14 protein-coding genes are annotated in these 15,721 nt (G+C 61.9%); 3 read left to right on the top strand and 11 right to left on the bottom strand.

The window, feature by feature from the left end; translation table 11 throughout:
• Nucleotides 1–66 precede the first annotated feature (66 nt).
• The 6 genes from phoU to ACF8O8_RS14130 all read right to left on the bottom strand — a co-directional run bounded on the left by phoU (nucleotide 67) and on the right by ACF8O8_RS14130 (nucleotide 8,485).
• A complete protein-coding gene (gene phoU, locus ACF8O8_RS14105; protein ID WP_003253329.1) occupies nucleotides 67–837 on the bottom strand; it encodes a phosphate signaling complex protein PhoU in 771 nt (256 codons plus the stop codon).
• A 101-nt stretch (nucleotides 838–938) separates the two neighbouring features.
• On the bottom strand, nucleotides 939–1,772 hold the full coding sequence (gene pstB / locus ACF8O8_RS14110; protein ID WP_003253327.1) for a phosphate ABC transporter ATP-binding protein PstB: 834 nt from the start codon (nucleotides 1,770–1,772) through the stop codon (nucleotides 939–941).
• Nucleotides 1,773–1,844: 72 nt separating this feature from the next.
• Nucleotides 1,845–3,461 (bottom strand): phosphate ABC transporter permease PstA, encoded by a 1,617-nt coding sequence (pstA, locus tag ACF8O8_RS14115; protein WP_173881456.1) that lies wholly within the window; start codon nucleotides 3,459–3,461, stop codon nucleotides 1,845–1,847.
• 71 nt (nucleotides 3,462–3,532) lie between these two features.
• Complete coding sequence (locus ACF8O8_RS14120) at nucleotides 3,533–5,821, bottom strand: ABC transporter permease subunit (RefSeq protein ID WP_049588393.1); 2,289 nt, start codon at nucleotides 5,819–5,821, stop codon at nucleotides 3,533–3,535.
• A 138-nt stretch (nucleotides 5,822–5,959) separates the two neighbouring features.
• A complete protein-coding gene (locus ACF8O8_RS14125; protein WP_010955820.1) occupies nucleotides 5,960–6,958 on the bottom strand; it encodes a phosphate ABC transporter substrate-binding protein PstS in 999 nt (332 codons plus the stop codon).
• A 237-nt stretch (nucleotides 6,959–7,195) separates the two neighbouring features.
• The gene (locus ACF8O8_RS14130) at nucleotides 7,196–8,485 is read right to left on the bottom strand and encodes an MFS transporter (protein WP_003253318.1); all 1,290 of its coding nucleotides are present in this window, start codon (nucleotides 8,483–8,485) and stop codon (nucleotides 7,196–7,198) included.
• A gap of 361 nt (nucleotides 8,486–8,846) precedes the next feature.
• On the opposite strand from ACF8O8_RS14130, the gene ACF8O8_RS14135 reads away from it, so the two are divergent.
• Both ACF8O8_RS14135 and ACF8O8_RS14140 read left to right on the top strand, forming a co-directional pair.
• The gene (locus tag ACF8O8_RS14135; RefSeq protein ID WP_003253317.1) at nucleotides 8,847–9,245 is read left to right on the top strand and encodes an acyl-CoA thioesterase; all 399 of its coding nucleotides are present in this window, start codon (nucleotides 8,847–8,849) and stop codon (nucleotides 9,243–9,245) included.
• A gap of 71 nt (nucleotides 9,246–9,316) precedes the next feature.
• On the top strand, nucleotides 9,317–10,213 hold the full coding sequence (locus tag ACF8O8_RS14140) for a D-hexose-6-phosphate mutarotase (protein WP_392509872.1): 897 nt from the start codon (nucleotides 9,317–9,319) through the stop codon (nucleotides 10,211–10,213).
• A 61-nt stretch (nucleotides 10,214–10,274) separates the two neighbouring features.
• Here the strand turns inward: ACF8O8_RS14140 and ACF8O8_RS14145 are convergent, their stop codons facing one another.
• The 5 genes from ACF8O8_RS14145 to ACF8O8_RS14165 form a co-directional block, all read right to left on the bottom strand.
• On the bottom strand, nucleotides 10,275–10,808 hold the full coding sequence (locus ACF8O8_RS14145; RefSeq protein ID WP_012054120.1) for a DUF3299 domain-containing protein: 534 nt from the start codon (nucleotides 10,806–10,808) through the stop codon (nucleotides 10,275–10,277).
• A gap of 48 nt (nucleotides 10,809–10,856) precedes the next feature.
• A complete protein-coding gene (locus tag ACF8O8_RS14150) occupies nucleotides 10,857–11,102 on the bottom strand; it encodes a GlsB/YeaQ/YmgE family stress response membrane protein (RefSeq protein ID WP_010955824.1) in 246 nt (81 codons plus the stop codon).
• Nucleotides 11,103–11,210: 108 nt separating this feature from the next.
• Nucleotides 11,211–12,293 carry a 5-(carboxyamino)imidazole ribonucleotide synthase gene (locus tag ACF8O8_RS14155; RefSeq protein ID WP_392509873.1) on the bottom strand — a complete coding sequence of 361 codons (1,083 nt, stop codon included), beginning with the start codon at nucleotides 12,291–12,293 and terminating at the stop codon, nucleotides 11,211–11,213.
• A 10-nt stretch (nucleotides 12,294–12,303) separates the two neighbouring features.
• Nucleotides 12,304–12,795, bottom strand: a complete 492-nt coding sequence (purE, locus tag ACF8O8_RS14160; RefSeq protein WP_003253304.1) for a 5-(carboxyamino)imidazole ribonucleotide mutase — start codon at nucleotides 12,793–12,795, stop codon at nucleotides 12,304–12,306.
• A 267-nt stretch (nucleotides 12,796–13,062) separates the two neighbouring features.
• Nucleotides 13,063–13,980, bottom strand: coding sequence for a LysR substrate-binding domain-containing protein (locus ACF8O8_RS14165; RefSeq protein WP_010955826.1), 918 nt, complete (start codon nucleotides 13,978–13,980; stop codon nucleotides 13,063–13,065).
• A 182-nt stretch (nucleotides 13,981–14,162) separates the two neighbouring features.
• On the opposite strand from ACF8O8_RS14165, the gene aspA reads away from it, so the two are divergent.
• Nucleotides 14,163–15,587, top strand: a complete 1,425-nt coding sequence (gene aspA, locus ACF8O8_RS14170) for an aspartate ammonia-lyase (RefSeq protein ID WP_029380744.1) — start codon at nucleotides 14,163–14,165, stop codon at nucleotides 15,585–15,587.
• The last annotated feature ends 134 nt before the right edge of the window (nucleotides 15,588–15,721 follow it).

The following is a 15,721-nucleotide window of genomic DNA, read 5'->3' on the forward strand; positions in this document are numbered from 1 at the left end:
CTGCCGGCTCTCGACCGCAAACGAAAACGCCCGGCCAAGGCCGGGCGTCGATGCTCGGGAGCAACCTTACTTATCGTCAGATTCACCCGGAACATTAGCCTTTTCGCCGTTGGCGACAGCAGTGCCCTGCACTTCTGCCGTCATGCGCTTGAGGCCCATGTGGCGCACGTCGGTGCCGCGCACCAGGTAGATCACCAGTTCGGAGATGTTGCGCGCATGGTCGCCAATACGCTCCAGCGAGCGCAGCACCCAGATCACGCTCAGCACCCGCGAGATAGAGCGCGGGTCTTCCATCATGTAGGTCACCAGCTCACGCAGCGCGGTCTTGTATTCGCGGTCGATGGTCTTGTCGTACTGGGCCACCGACAGCGCCAGGTCGGCGTCGAAGCGGGCAAAGGCGTCCAGCGCATCCCGGACCATGTTGCGCACCTGGTCGCCAATGTGGCGAACTTCGACATAACCACGCGGCGACTCGCCCTCTTCGCACAGCTGGATGGCGCGGCGGGCGATCTTGGTCGACTCGTCACCGATGCGTTCCAGGTCGATCACCGACTTGGAAATGCTGATGATCAGGCGCAGGTCCGAGGCCGCTGGCTGGCGGCGGGCGAGGATGCGCAAGCACTCCTCGTCGATGTTGCGCTCCATCTGGTTGATCTGCTCGTCAACCTCGCGCACCTGCTGGGCCAGACCAGAGTCGGCTTCGATCAGCGCGGTAACCGCGTCGTTGACCTGCTTTTCCACCAGCCCGCCCATGGCCAGCAGGTGGCTGCGCACCTCTTCGAGCTCGGCGTTGAACTGCTGGGAAATGTGATGGGTAAGGCTTTCTTTGTTGATCATCGTTTTGTCCTTTGGTAGCGCGGCCCTGTAGGAGCGGGTTCACCCGCGAACACCGGCAACCCCGGTGCCAGACACCAAGGTGCCTGTTTCGCGAGCGGCGCTTAGCCGTAGCGACCGGTGATGTAGTCTTCGGTCTGCTTCTTCGCCGGGTTGGTGAACAGGGTATCGGTATCCCCGAATTCGACCAGTTTGCCCATGTACATGAACGCGGTGTAATCCGAAACACGCGCCGCTTGCTGCATGTTGTGGGTCACGATGACGATGGTGTACTTGGATTTCAATTCATAGATCAGTTCTTCGACCTTCAAGGTCGAGATCGGGTCCAGCGCCGAGCACGGTTCGTCAAGCAGCAGCACCTCCGGCTCCACGGCAATGGTGCGGGCGATGACCAGACGCTGCTGCTGGCCACCGGACAGGCCCAGCGCCGACTCGTGCAGGCGGTCCTTGACCTCGTCCCACAAGGCCGCGCCCTTCAACGCCCACTCGACGGCTTCATCGAGCACGCGCTTCTTGTTGATGCCCTGGATGCGCAGGCCGTAGACCACGTTCTCGTAGATGGTCTTGGGGAACGGGTTCGGCTTCTGGAACACCATGCCCACACGCCGGCGCAGTTCGGCAACGTCTTCGCCCTTGCGGTAGATATTGTTGCCGTACAGGTTGATGGCACCTTCCACACGGCAACCGTCAACCAAGTCGTTCATCCGGTTGAAGGTGCGCAGCAGGGTCGACTTGCCGCAGCCGGATGGGCCGATGAAGGCGGTCACGCGCTGCTTCGGGATGTTCATCTGCACGTCGAACAGCGCTTGCTTGTCGCCATAGAACAGGCTCAGGCCCGGCACTTCGATGGCCACGGTTTCTTCAGCCATCCGCAGGCTCTGCTTGTTGCGGCCCAGGGCAGACATGTCGATGCCATGGGTGTGGGAATCTTGCTGCATGGTCAACTCCATACGCTATCAAGTCGTTTCAAAGGGCCGCCCGGCTTACGGGCGGCACGCTTGCAATCAGGGTCAGCCGTCCAGCGCCTTGTACTTCTCGCGCAGGTGGTTGCGAATCCACACGGCAGAGAGGTTGAGGGTCGCGATCACCAGCACCAGCAGCAGCGCAGTGGCATAAACCAGCGGCCGCGCAGCTTCGACGTTCGGGCTCTGGAAGCCGACGTCATAGATGTGGAAGCCCAGGTGCATGATCTTCTGGTCCAGGTGCAGGTACGGGTAGTTACCATCCACCGGCAGCGACGGCGCCAGCTTCACCACACCTACCAGCATCAGCGGCGCCACTTCGCCAGCGGCACGGGCCACGGCGAGGATCATGCCAGTCATCATGGCCGGGCTGGCCATGGGCAGGACGATTTTCCACAGGGTCTCGGCCTTGGTTGCGCCCAACGCCAGCGAGCCTTCACGCACGGTGCGCGGGATTCGCGCCAGGCCTTCTTCGGTGGCCACGATCACCACCGGTACCGCCAGCAATGCCAGGGTCAGCGATGCCCACAGCAGGCCCGGGGTACCCAGGGTCGGCGCCGGCAACGCTTCGGGGAAGAACAGGCGGTCGATCGAGCCGCCCAGCACATAGACGAAGAAGCCCAGACCGAACACACCGTAGACGATCGCAGGAACACCGGCCAGGTTGTTCACCGCAATGCGGATAAGCCGGGTGACCGGGCCCTGCCTGGCGTATTCACGCAAGTACACGGCAGCCAGCACGCCAAACGGGGTAACGATCACGGCCATGATCAGGGTCATCATCACGGTACCGAAGATGGCCGGGAAGATACCGCCCTCGGTGTTGGCTTCACGCGGGTCGTCGCTGAGGAACTCCCAGACCTTGCCGAAGTAGGTGCCCAGCTTGGTAAACGCCGACATGCCGTTCGGCTGAACGGCATGCACCACCTTGCTCAGGTTGATTTCCACTTCACGGCCGTTGCCATCCCGGGCCACCAGGCTGTCGCGGGAGAAAGCCTGGTGCAGGCCGGTCAGGCGTTCTTCGATAGCCTTGTAGCGGCTGTTCAGTTCGGCACGGTCGGCGTCCATGTCGGCCTGGGCGGCGGCGTCCAGCTTGCCGTCCAGCTCCAGCTTGCGCGCTTGCAGGCGCAGGCGCTCAAGGCCATGGTTGATGGCACCGATGTCCTTCTTCTCCAGCTGCTGCAGCTCGCTGTTGAGCTGGTTGGCACGCTTGAGGCGGGCCTGCAGTTCGTTCCAGGCAGCCGGGCCTTCGGCAACCACGCGGCCTTGTTCCTTGACGCTGACCAGGTAGCCATAGAAGTTGCCCCACTCGCGGCGCTCAAGGGCCATCAGGTCAGCCGGGCGCTGTTCGTCGACCAGCCAGTCGCCGACCACCCAGGTAAAGTCGCTGCCGTTGAGGTCGCGGTTACCTACCTTGATCAGCTCGCGGGTCATGAACTCCGGGCCCTGGTCAGGCACTGGCAGGCCAGCCCCCTTCAGACGAGCACGGGGTACTTCCTCCTTCTGCACCACTTCGCCAATGACGACGTGATCGGCCTGGCCTGGCACCTTGTAGGTGGCCTGGACAAGATCGGCTGGCCAGAAGTGGCCCAGGCCGCGCACGGCGATCACCGCCAGCAGGCCGACGGTCATGATCACGGCCATGGCCACCGCACCGCCGCTCATCCAGACGCCTGGGGCGCCGCTCTTGAACCAGCCTTTGAGGGAATCCTTTTTCACGGATCGCTACCTTTCTATCAAAGCGACGAGTATTTCTTGCGCAGACGCTGGCGAATCAGCTCGGCCAAGGTGTTCATGATGAAGGTGAACATCAGCAGCACCAGGGCGGCCAGGAACAGCACGCGATAGTGGCTGCCACCGACTTCCGATTCCGGCATTTCCACAGCCACGTTGGCGGCCAAGGTGCGCATGCCCTCGAACAGGTTCATCTCCATCACCGGCGTGTTGCCGGTAGCCATCAGCACGATCATGGTCTCGCCTACCGCACGGCCCATGCCGATCATCAACGCCGAGAAGATGCCCGGGCTGGCGGTGAGGATGACCACGCGGGTCAGGGTCTGCCAAGGCGTCGCCCCCAGTGCCAGCGAGCCCAGGGTCAGACTGCGCGGCACACTGAACACGGCATCTTCGGCAATCGAGTAGATGTTCGGGATGACCGCGAAGCCCATGGCGATACCGACTACCAGGGCGTTGCGCTGGTCGTAGGTGATGCCTAAATCGTTGGTGATCCACAGGCGCATGTCGCCGCCGAAGAACCAGCTTTCCAGGTGCGGGCTCATGGTCAGGGCGAACCAGCCAGTGAACAGGATGACCGGAATCAGGATCGCCGCTTCCCAACCATCCGGTACACGCAGGCGGATCGACTCCGGCAGCCGGCTCCAGAAGAAGCCGGCCAGCAGGATACCGATCGGCATCAGCAGGAACAGGCTGAACACACCGGGCAGGTGGCCTTCCAGGTACGGGGCCAGGAACAGGCCGGCGAAGAAGCCGAGGATCACCGTCGGCATCGCTTCCATCAGCTCGATCACCGGCTTGACCTTGCGGCGCATGCGCGGGGCCATGAAGTAGGCGGTGTAGATGGCTGCGGCAATGGCCAGCGGGGCGGCCAGGATCATGGCGTAGAACGCGGCCTTCAGGGTTCCGAAGGTCAGCGGCGACAGGCTCAGTTTGGGCTCGAAGTCAGTGTTCGACGCGGTCGATTGCCAGACGTATTTCGGCTCGTCGTAGTTCTCGTACCACACCTTGCCCCACAGCGCGCTGAACGAAACTTCCGGGTGCGGGTTGCGCAGGCTCAACGGCAACAACTTGCCGCCTTCTTCGATGATGATGCGGTTGGCGCGTGGCGACAGGGCCAGCGTACCAGGGCCTTCGGCAGCCGGCTCTACCAGCAGGGTTCGGTGTGCAGTGCTGTGGAACACGCCCAGTTTGCCTTCGGCGTCCAGGGCGATGAAGCCCTTGCGGCGCTCTTCGGCGTCGATCTGCACGATCGGCGCCTTGCCCATCTGGAAGGTACGGATCTGCTTGAAGCGCGATTCGCCATCCGGGTCACGGGCCATGAACCACTGGGCCAGCCCCCCCTTGGAGTCACCGATGATCAGCGAAATGCCGCCAACCAGCTGGGCCGTGGCAGTAATTTCGGTGTCGGCGCTATCAGACAACTTGTAACGGCCGTTGAGGCTCTTGTCGCGCAGGCTGAACACGTCGGCCGTGGCACGGCCGTTGATCACGTACAGCCAGTGCTGGCGTGGGTCGATGAAGATATTCTTCACCGTCTCGGTCATTTGCGGCAGTTCGATGCGGTTCTGCTCGGTGGTGACCTCTTCGGTCATCATGTTTTCCGTGCGGGTCAGCTCGACCACCTGCAGATGAGCACCGGTAGAGCCGGCAAGCAGCAGGGTGTCGCCATTGACGTTGACGCTGACGTGGTCCAGCGCACGCCCCTGCTCGTCGAGCACGAACGATTGCTCGCCGTACGGGTAGTCGATGCCAGGGCTGATGGTTTTCTTGTTGTCCGGGTAGGTGATCTTGTAGGTGTGCTGGAAAACCAGCGCCTGGCCATTGGACAGGCCCAGCACCACCAGCGCGCTGCCCGGCTGGTCAGTACTGATGGACGTGACCTGGGTGTCTGCCGGCACGGGTAGTTCGACACGCTTGAGTTCGTTACCGGTCTTGGTATCGAAGAACAATGCCTGGCCCTTGTCCGAAACACGCATCCCCACCTGATTCTGCTCTTCAAGCGCGATCATCAGTGGCTTCCCGGCATCCTGCTGCAGCCAGGTCGGCTCCAGGGCTTTCTTGCTGGTCAGCTCGGCGCCCTGGAACAGTGGCAGCACCACATAAGCCAGGTAGAAGAAGATCAACGTGATTGCCGCCAATACGGCAAGCCCGCCTACCAGCACATACCAGCGGGTCAGGCGGTCCTTGAGCGCGCGCATGCGGCGCTTGCGTTGCAACTCGGGCGTATTGAAATCAATGCGCACGGGCTGGGAGTTTTGGGTCATGTTGGAATTGGCCAGATCATTCATGCGCACACCCTAGCGGTCCCGTGTGACAAAAACATTACAAAGTGGTGACGCGCGAAAGCCCGCCGCACAGGGAACCTGGCTTCGGACTGGAAATTCGTGGAAGAGGCCGGGCAGTGGCACCGGCCTCTTCTTAATTACTTACTTCTTTGCAACGTTACCGGTGTGCGACAGGCCCAGGTCAGCCAGGGTCTTGTCGACGACTTTGGCCGGCAGCGGAATGTAGCCATCCTTCACCACCACCTGCTGGCCCGCTTGCGACAGCACCAGCTTGACGAACTCGGCTTCCAGCGGGGCCAGAGGCTTGTTCGGCGCCTTGTTGACGTAGACGTACAGGAAGCGCGACAGCGGGTAGGTGCCATTCAGGGCGTTGGCTTCGTTGTCTTCAACAAACTCGCCGCCTTCTTTCTTGGCCAGGGGTACGGTCTTGACGCTGGCGGTCTTGTAACCAATACCGGAGTAGCCGATGCCGTTCAGCGAGGAGCTGATCGACTGCACGACCGAAGCCGAGCCAGGCTGTTCGTTGACGTTAGGCTTGAAGTCGCCTTTGCACAGGGCTTCTTCCTTGAAGTAGCCATAGGTGCCCGATACCGAGTTGCGGCCGAACAGCTGGATTGGCTTGTTGGCCAGGTCGCCGGTCACACCGACGTCACCCCAGGTCTTGATGTCGGCCTTGCCACCGCACAGGCGAGTGGAGGAGAAGATGGCGTCGACCTGAGCCATGGTCAGGCCCTTGATTGGGTTGTCCTTGTGCACGAACACGGCCAAGGCGTCGACGGCGACCGGGATGGCGGTCGGCTTGTAGCCGTACTTCTGCTCGAAGGCTTGCAGCTCGACGTCCTTCATCTTGCGGCTCATCGGGCCGAGGTTGGCGGTGCCTTCGGTCAGCGCGGGTGGCGCGGTAGAGGAGCCGGCAGCCTGGATCTGGATGTTTACGTTCGGATATTCCTTCTTGTAGGCCTCGGCCCACAGAGTCATGAGGTTCGCGAGGGTGTCGGAACCAACGCTGGAGAGGTTGCCCGAAACACCAGTGGTCTTGGTGTAGGTCGGGATCGCAGGATCGACAGCGGCTACCGCGTTGGCGGTTGCAACGCCAGCGGCGGCAAAGGTAAGGGCCGCCATCAAACGCTTCAGTTTCATGCCTTGCTCCTAGCAGGAATATTGGGGTGTTGGATGGAACGGGCCCAAGTATCGGCAGGCCGCATGAATACGATATGACTTCATTGTGACAATTGGATGAAAGGCCATCACTGGAAGCAGGTCTGGCCTCTTCGCGGCTAAAGCCGCTCCTACAGGTTAGGTGTCGGCCTTGAGGCCTGTGCAACCCCCCTGCAGGAACGGCTTTAGCCGCGAAGAGGCCAGTAGCCGAAGCGCAGATCAGCGCTTGTTGGCGAGCAGGTACAGGCCCACGGCCAGACCGACGGCGCACAGGCCTGCCACGTAGTAGGCAGGCGCCATCGGGCTCACCTTCAGCAGTGCGGTCACCACCATCGGCGTCAGCCCGCCAAAGATGGCGTAGGCCACGTTGTACGAGAACGACAACCCGCTGAAACGCACCACCGCCGGGAACGCCTTGACCATTACATAAGGCACTGCGCCAATCACCCCCACGCACAGGCCGGTCACGGCATACAGCGGGAACAGCAACTCGGGGCGGGTCGGCAGGCTGTGGTAGAAGGTCCAGGAGCTGGCCAGCAGCAGCAGGCTGCCGATCACGAACACGCGGCCTGCACCAAAGCGGTCGGCCAGGCTGCCGGCACCTATACAACCAAAGCTGAGCAACACGATGGCCAGGCTGTTGGCTTTGAGCGAGTCGGTCGGGCTGATGTGGTAGAAGCTCTGCAGCAGCGCCGGGGTCATCAGGATGACCACCACGATGCCGGCAGAAAGCATCCAGGTCAGCAGCATGGACAGGATGATCGGACCACGGTGATCGCGCAGCACAGCGCGCAGAGGCAACTCCTCGGCCAGTGCCTTGCGTTGCTGCATTTCGGCGAACACCGGGGTTTCGTGCAGCCAGCGGCGCAGGTACACCGAGAACAGGCCGAACACACCGCCAAGCAGGAACGGGATTCGCCAGGCGTAGTCAGCCACTTCTTCCGCGCTGTACACGCTGTTGATCAAGGTCGCTACCAGCGAGCCCAGCAGAATGCCGGCGGTCAGGCCGGCGGTCAGGGTGCCGCAGGCATAGCCGGTGTTGCGAGCCGGCACGTGTTCAGAGACGAACACCCATGCGCCCGGTACTTCGCCGCCGATTGCCGCGCCTTGGATCACGCGCATCAGCAACAGCAGGATCGGTGCCCACATGCCGATCTGCGCATACGTCGGCAGCAGGCCCATGATCAGGGTCGGCAGGGCCATCATGAAGATGCTCAGGGTGAACATCTTCTTGCGCCCGAGCAAGTCGCCGAAGTGGGCCATGATGATGCCGCCCAGCGGCCGCGCCAGGTAGCCGGCGGCGAAGATGCCGAACGTTTGCATCAGCCGCAGCCACTCGGGCATGTCGGCCGGGAAGAACAACTTGCCCACCACCGTGGCGAAGAACACGAAGATGATGAAATCGTAGAACTCCAGCGCACCACCCAGGGCGGACAGTGAGAGGGTCTTGTAGTCGCTGCGGGTCAGCGGCCGCGAGGGCTGCTCGATACTGCTGGGCACGGAAGTCATCGCTCGTTGTTCTCTTTGTAGGGCATGCAGGCCGCTTGGCGCGCGGCTTCTGGATTGGAGACAGGCGAAGATAGCAAATTGCCGAGCTACGCCGAAAGCGATACAAAATCCACACAGATATTCGTGAATGCGCGGTCGTCGCTGGCCGTTATGCCCTATATACTGGCGAATCGTAGGATTATGTTGCTCCTAACGTGGGATGTTGTGCGAAAACGCCGGTCACTATTGTCAGGCGGTTTCGCAGAGTTTCCCTACGGCCGCCCAGTGAAACGAAATCGGCGTAGTATGTTTCAAGCTGAATCGTTTACCCGGCCTTTGCGCCACACCAACGAAAAGCGTCACGGGTCAGAGGCCCCATCGCATGATTGAGCTCGAACAAGAAGATCCAATCCCGCAAGGCGACCTGGCCTTGCAAATCACCGCATTGCCGCGAGAAACCAACGGGTTTGGCGATATTTTCGGCGGTTGGCTGGTTGCGCAGATGGACCTGGCAGGCACGGCCATGGCCAGCCGTGTCGCCGGCGGCCGCGTAGCCACCGTCGCCATCGACCGCATGGCCTTCCTGGTACCCGTCGCGGTCGGCGCACAGCTGTCTTTCTATACCCAGACCCTGGAAATCGGCCGCAGCTCGATCCAGATGATGGTCGAAGTGTGGAGCGATGACCCGCTGTCCAGCGAATGGCGCAAGGTCACCGAAGCGGTATTCGTCTTCGTCGCCATCGACGGCAGTGGTCGTACCCGCTCGGTGCCTCGTCGCTGAGCCACGCTGGCGGTAAACTCATTGCATCTGCCCGGGTCCAAGGCCCACTGGCAATCAATGAGAAGAACGCAATGGCTACCTTTCAGGTCGTAACCGAGCAACATGGCGAACTCAACTGCTGGCGTATCAGCAGTGACCGTGCCGAACTCCTGATCGCCCAGCAGGGCGCACAGGTCCTCAGCTACCAGCAGGTGGGCGAACCGCCACTGCTGTGGCTGAGCGACCAGGCCATCTTCCGCCAGGGCAAGTCGGTACGCGCCGGGGTACCGGTGTGCTGGCCATGGTTTGGCAACCTGCAGCGCAACCCTCAGGCCGTCCAGGCCATGTACCAGGGAACACCGGCGCCTGCCCACGGGCTTGCGCGCACGCGTGACTGGCAATTGCTGGGTATCGAGGAAGTGGGCGAAACCCTGCGGATCGAGTTCGAACTGCCTGAAGCGCAGGGCGACCTGCCCGGTTGGCCCCATGATGTCGAGCTGAAACTGGTGGTGGAGATGGGCGCAGAGCTGAAACTGAGCCTGACCAGCCGCAACATGGGCAATACCCCCGTGACCATCAGCCAGGCCCTGCATAGCTACTTCGCGGTCAGCGATGTGCGCCAGGCGCGGGTCGAGGGCGTCGACGGGCTGGGTTATATCGAAACCCTGGCGAGCTGGGAACAGCGCCAGCAGCAGGGGGCACTGACGTTTGCCGGGGAGACGGACCGGATCTACCTGAACACCCCGCAGACCCTCAGCATCGTCGACCCGCATTGGAATCGGCGGATTACCTTGACCAGCAGCGGCTCGCGCTCGGCGGTGATCTGGAACCCGTGGACCGAGCGGGCCAAGGAGCTGGCGGACATGGCTGACGATGGATGGCAGCGAATGCTGTGCATCGAGACAGCGAATGTGTGGGATGACCTGGTGGAGTTGAAGCCTGGGGCGAGTCATTCGCTGGGCGTCCAGATCGGTTGTGAAAATATCTGAGCCCTGCTCTTTTATTACCGGCCTCTTCGCGGGCTTGCCCGCGAAGAGGCCGGGGCAATTATCAAAGGTCTGCGTCTTCCACCACCCTCACCTTGTCTGCATCCAGCGCATAGGCCGCATCGGCCAGGTCATTGCTGACCTTCTCCACCTTCAGCTTGCCGCTGACCCACAGCGGGGTGTAGATGTCATCGATCTTCAGGCCTTTCGGGTAGCGCACCAGTACCAACTGGTTGGGCGGTGGTGGCGGCACATGGATGCACGCACCCGGGTACGGCACCAGGAAGAACAACGTGCTGTTGCCCTTGGCGTCACTCTCCAGCGGCACAGGGTAGCCACCCAGGCGGATGTCCTTGCCATTCATGGCCGCAACGGTCTTGGTCGAGTACATCACCGCAGGCAGGCCCTTGCTCTGCTTGAGGCCACCCTTGGCGGTAAAGGTGCCCATGGCTTCCGGCGAGTTGTGGTCGATTTCAGGCATTTGTTCGAGCGCCTTCTGGTCCGACCTGGGCATCAGCTCCAGCCAGTCGGTTTCGGGCAGTTCGGCATGGGCCAGGGTACTGGCCAACAGCAAGGGGACGAGGAAAAAGGCACGCATGAAAATGCTCGGCAACTCGAATGAATTGCCGAGCATTCTAACCAGTAATCAGCGTTTCTTGATGAATCCGTAGATCACCAGCAGGACCACGGCACCGACTAGCGCACCAAAGAAGCCCGCCGCCTGCCCAGCCTGGTATATACCCAGCGCCTGGCCGCCATAGGTAGCCAACAAGGAGCCGGCAATACCCAGCAGGATGGTCATGATCCAGCCCATGCTGTCATCGCCCGGCTTGATGAAGCGGGCCAGCAGGCCGACGATGAGGCCGATGAAGATGGTTCCAATGATACCCATGGCAATCCCTCTGCAGTGAAGTTGGAACAAGCCAAAGCCTAGACGGGCTTCGGCTTGTTGCCATATTCAGAGGGCATGCCGCTTGCAGAAGTTCGATTCGAAGCCCGATCAGTTACTGATCAGCGCCTCTACTTCGGCAATCTTGCGCTCGAGGGTGGCCATGTCAGGGCAGCGCAGGGTGGCGTGTCCTACCTTGCGGCCAACCTTGAAGGCCTTGCCGTAGTGGTGCAGGTGGCAGTCCCCGATGGCGACAACCTTGTCCACGGCCGGCACTTCACCGATGAAGTTGAGCATCGCGCTCTCGCCCACCTTGGCGGTCGAGCCAAGTGGCAGGCCGGCCACGGCACGCAGATGGTTCTCGAACTGGCTGCACTCGGCGCCTTCGATGGTCCAGTGCCCGGAGTTGTGCACGCGCGGGGCGATTTCGTTGGCCTTCAAGCCACCATCAACTTCGAAGAACTCGAAGGCCATCACGCCAACGTAATCCAGCTTCTGCAACACGCGGCCGACGTAATCTTCGGCCAGAGCCTGCAGCGGGTGTGCCTGGCTGGCTACCGACAAGCGCAGAATGCCGCTCTCGTGGGTATTGTGCACCAGCGGGTAGAAGCGGGTTTCACCATCGCGGCCACGCACGGCCACCAGCGACACCTCGCCGGTGAACGACACGAAGCCCTCCAGCAGGCATGGCACGCTGCCCAGCTCGGCGAAGGTACCCACCACGTCTTCTGGCGTGCGCAGCACCTTCTGGCCCTTGCCGTCGTAACCCAGGGTGCGGGTTTTCAGCACGGCCGGCAGGCCGATGCTGGCCACTGCGGCGTCCAGATCGGCCTGTGAGAGGATGTCGGCGAAGGCCGGGGTGGGGATGCCCAGGTCGCGGAACATGCTCTTTTCGAACAGGCGGTCACGAGCGATGCGCAGCGATTCGGCGCTGGGGTACACGGGCACGAACTGCGAGAGGAAGGCCACGGTCTCGGCCGGGACGCTTTCGAACTCGAAGGTGACCAGGTCGACTTCGTCGGCCAGCTGACGCAGGTGGTCCTGATCGCCGTAGTCGGCACGCAGGTGCTCGCCCAGGGGCGCAGCGCAGGCGTCCGGTGCCGGGTCGAGGAAGGCGAAGTTCATGCCCAGCGGGGTACCCGCCAAGGCCAGCATGCGGCCCAGCTGGCCGCCACCGATTACACCGATCTTCATGGGTTGAGCCTCAAGCCTGGCGCGGGTCTGGGTTGTCCAGCACGGTGTCGGTCTGTTCCGTGCGGAACTGCTTCAACGCCGCGTGGTACTGCGGGTACTTGGCGCCCAGAATGCTGGCCGACAACAGGGCAGCGTTGACCGCACCGGCACGGCCGATGGCCAGGGTGGCAACCGGTACACCGGCAGGCATCTGCACGATCGACAGCAGCGAATCGACGCCCGACAGCATCGACGACTGCACCGGCACGCCCAGCACCGGCAGGTGGGTCTTGGCGGCGCACATGCCTGGCAGGTGGGCTGCGCCACCGGCACCGGCGATGATCACCTCGATGCCACGGCCCTCAGCCTCCTCGGCATACTGGAACAGCAGATCCGGGGTGCGGTGGGCGGAAACCACCTTCACTTCGTAGGGAATGCCGAGTTTTTCCAGCATATCGGCGGTGTGGCTAAGGGTGGACCAATCGGACTTGGAGCCCATGATCACGCCAACCAGTGCACTCATCGTCGAGCCTCTCCTGCAAGCGCCTTCTGGCGCGCTAAAAGCAACAAGCCACGCAGGTGGGCCGGCGTGGCTTGTCATACGGATTCTGAATCGACCAGGTCGGCCGAAGGCGCGGGATTGTAACGTATTTAAAGGCTGGCCGCCCACCCCTACAAGCACATGCCGGATCAAAGGGCAAGCTGTCTCGTGGGACAACTTTTTCCTGCTGCCTCGGGGTCGACGAGCGCTGCACGCCTGCATCAAATCACTGAATACCTGAAGGACAATTCAAAGTGACGCTTCACCTTGTGCTCCAGACGACTCCAGCTTGCGCCATAGCAAGCGGACGTTAGCCTTACGCACCAGCGCGCAGCGGTACAGGCGGATTTCCAGCGGCACATGCCATTGGCTACCGCCGCAGATCGCCAGTTCACCGCGTTCGAGCTCGCCACGCATGGACAGACGCGGCACCCAAGCGATGCCCATCCCTTCCAGGGCCATGCTCTTGAGGCTGTCGGCCATGGCAGTTTCATAAACGGTGGTATACCGCAGGTTGCGCTGGCGCAGCAGCAAGTTGACCGAGCGGCCGAGGAATGCGCCGGCGGTGTAGGCTAGCAACGGCACACTGCCCTCGCCCTCCAGGTCGAACAATGGCTTGCCATCGGCATCCACAGCGCACACCGGCAGCATTTCAGTGGTGCCCATGTGCAGCGACGGGAAGATCTCGGCATCCATCTGCAAGGCCGCGTCCGGGTCGTAGAACGCCAGCATCAGGTCGCAGCCGCCTTCGCGCAGTGCATGTACGGCATCTCCGACGTTAGTCGCAACCAGGCGGGTGGCGATGTTCAACCCGTCGTTGCGCAACTGGGCCACCCAACGGGGGAAGAAACCCGACGCCAAGGAGTGTGCCGCAGCCACCTGCACCACCTCGCCCTGCCCGCCTTCCAAGTGATGCAAATGGCGGAGAATTTCGCTCAACTGGTCGACAACAGTACGTGCTGTGACGAGAAATAGCTGACCCGCCTCGGTCAGCTCGATGGGTGTGCGAGAGCGGTTCACCAGTTGCAGGCCCAACGCCGCCTCAAGGCTGCGAATGCGCCGGCTGAAGGCCGGTTGGGTCACGAAACGCCGCTCTGCGGCCTGGGAAAAACTGCGGGTAGCGGCCAGAGCACTGAAGTCTTCCAGCCATTTGCTTTCAAGGTTCACGAAGCACATCTCCCGGCGCGCACCAAAATGGAACACGCTCGAATATCAATTGGCGTCACATGAAACACTATGCCGTTTGTGCATAGGTTAGCGTGCAATAGCATTGGCCGCAAAAACACCTTCAGGCCTAGGATTGGCGCCATTCCGGCATGTGCCGGGTCAAAATCGAGATGATATACATCATGTCCTCTGCTGCATCGTTCCGCGTCGAAAAAGACTTGTTGGGTACCCTTGAAGTTCCTGCAGATGCCTACTACGGCATCCAGACCCTGCGCGCTGCCAACAACTTCCACCTCTCCGGTGTTCCGCTGTCGCACTACCCGAAGCTGGTCGTGGCCCTGGCCATGGTCAAGCAGGCCGCTGCCGACGCCAACCGTGAGCTGGGTCACCTGAGCGATGCCAAGCACGCTGCCATTTCCGCAGCCTGCGCCCGCCTGATCAAAGGCGATTTCCACGACCAGTTCGTGGTAGACATGATCCAGGGCGGCGCTGGTACTTCTACCAACATGAACGCCAACGAAGTCATTGCCAACGTTGCGCTGGAGGCCATGGGCCACCAGAAGGGTGAGTACCAGTACCTGCACCCTAACAACGACGTGAACATGGCGCAGTCGACCAACGACGCCTACCCGACCGCAATCCGCCTGGGCCTGCTGCTGGGCCACGACGCGCTGCTGGCCAGCCTTGATAGCCTGATCCAGGCCTTCGCTGCCAAGGGTAAAGAATTCGACCACGTACTGAAGATGGGCCGTACCCAGCTGCAGGACGCCGTACCGATGACCCTGGGCCAGGAATTCCGCGCCTTCGCCACCACCATGACTGAAGACCTGCAGCGCCTGCGCTCGCTGGCTCCGGAACTGCTGACCGAAATCAACCTGGGCGGTACCGCCATCGGTACTGGCATCAACGCCGACCCTGGCTACCAGGCCTTGGCCGTACAGCGCCTGGCCACCATCAGCGGCCACCCGCTGGTACCGGCTGCCGACCTGATCGAAGCCACCTCCGACATGGGCGCCTTCGTGCTGTTCTCCGGCATGCTCAAGCGCACCGCGGTCAAGCTGTCGAAGATCTGCAACGACCTGCGCCTGCTGTCCAGCGGCCCACGCACCGGCATCAACGAGATCAACCTGCCAGCGCGTCAGCCAGGCAGCTCGATCATGCCAGGCAAGGTCAACCCGGTTATTCCAGAAGCTGTGAACCAGGTGGCCTTCGCCATCATGGGCAACGACCTGGCCCTGACCGTCGCCGCCGAAGGTGGTCAGCTGCAGCTGAACGTGATGGAGCCGCTGATCGCCTACAAGATCTTCGACTCGATCCGCCTGCTGCAACGCGCCATGGACATGCTGCGCGAGCACTGCATCGTCGGCATCACCGCCAACGAACAGCGCTGCCGTGAACTGGTCGAGCACTCGATCGGCCTGGTTACCGCACTGAACCCGTACATCGGCTACGAAAACGCCACCCGTATTGCCCGCGTTGCCCTGGAAAGCGGCCGCGGCGTACTGGAACTGGTGCGCGAAGAGAAGCTGCTGGACGACGCGATGCTCGACGACATCCTGCGTCCGGAAAACATGATCGCTCCACGTCTGGTTCCGCTGAAGGCGTAATCAGGCCGCTGTAAACAGTCTCACCAGGTCGAGGGACTAGACACCTCTCAACCTTTCCAAGGCCCGAGCGCTTGCTTCGGGCCTTTTTTTTGCCTGAAGGTTTTGGAGGCCGCTATGCAGCCTTCGCAACACCC

Origin of the sequence: Pseudomonas sp. TYF_14 (genome assembly GCF_043105275.1) — a bacterium.
Taxonomy (GTDB): Bacteria; Pseudomonadota; Gammaproteobacteria; order Pseudomonadales; family Pseudomonadaceae; genus Aquipseudomonas; species Aquipseudomonas alloputida.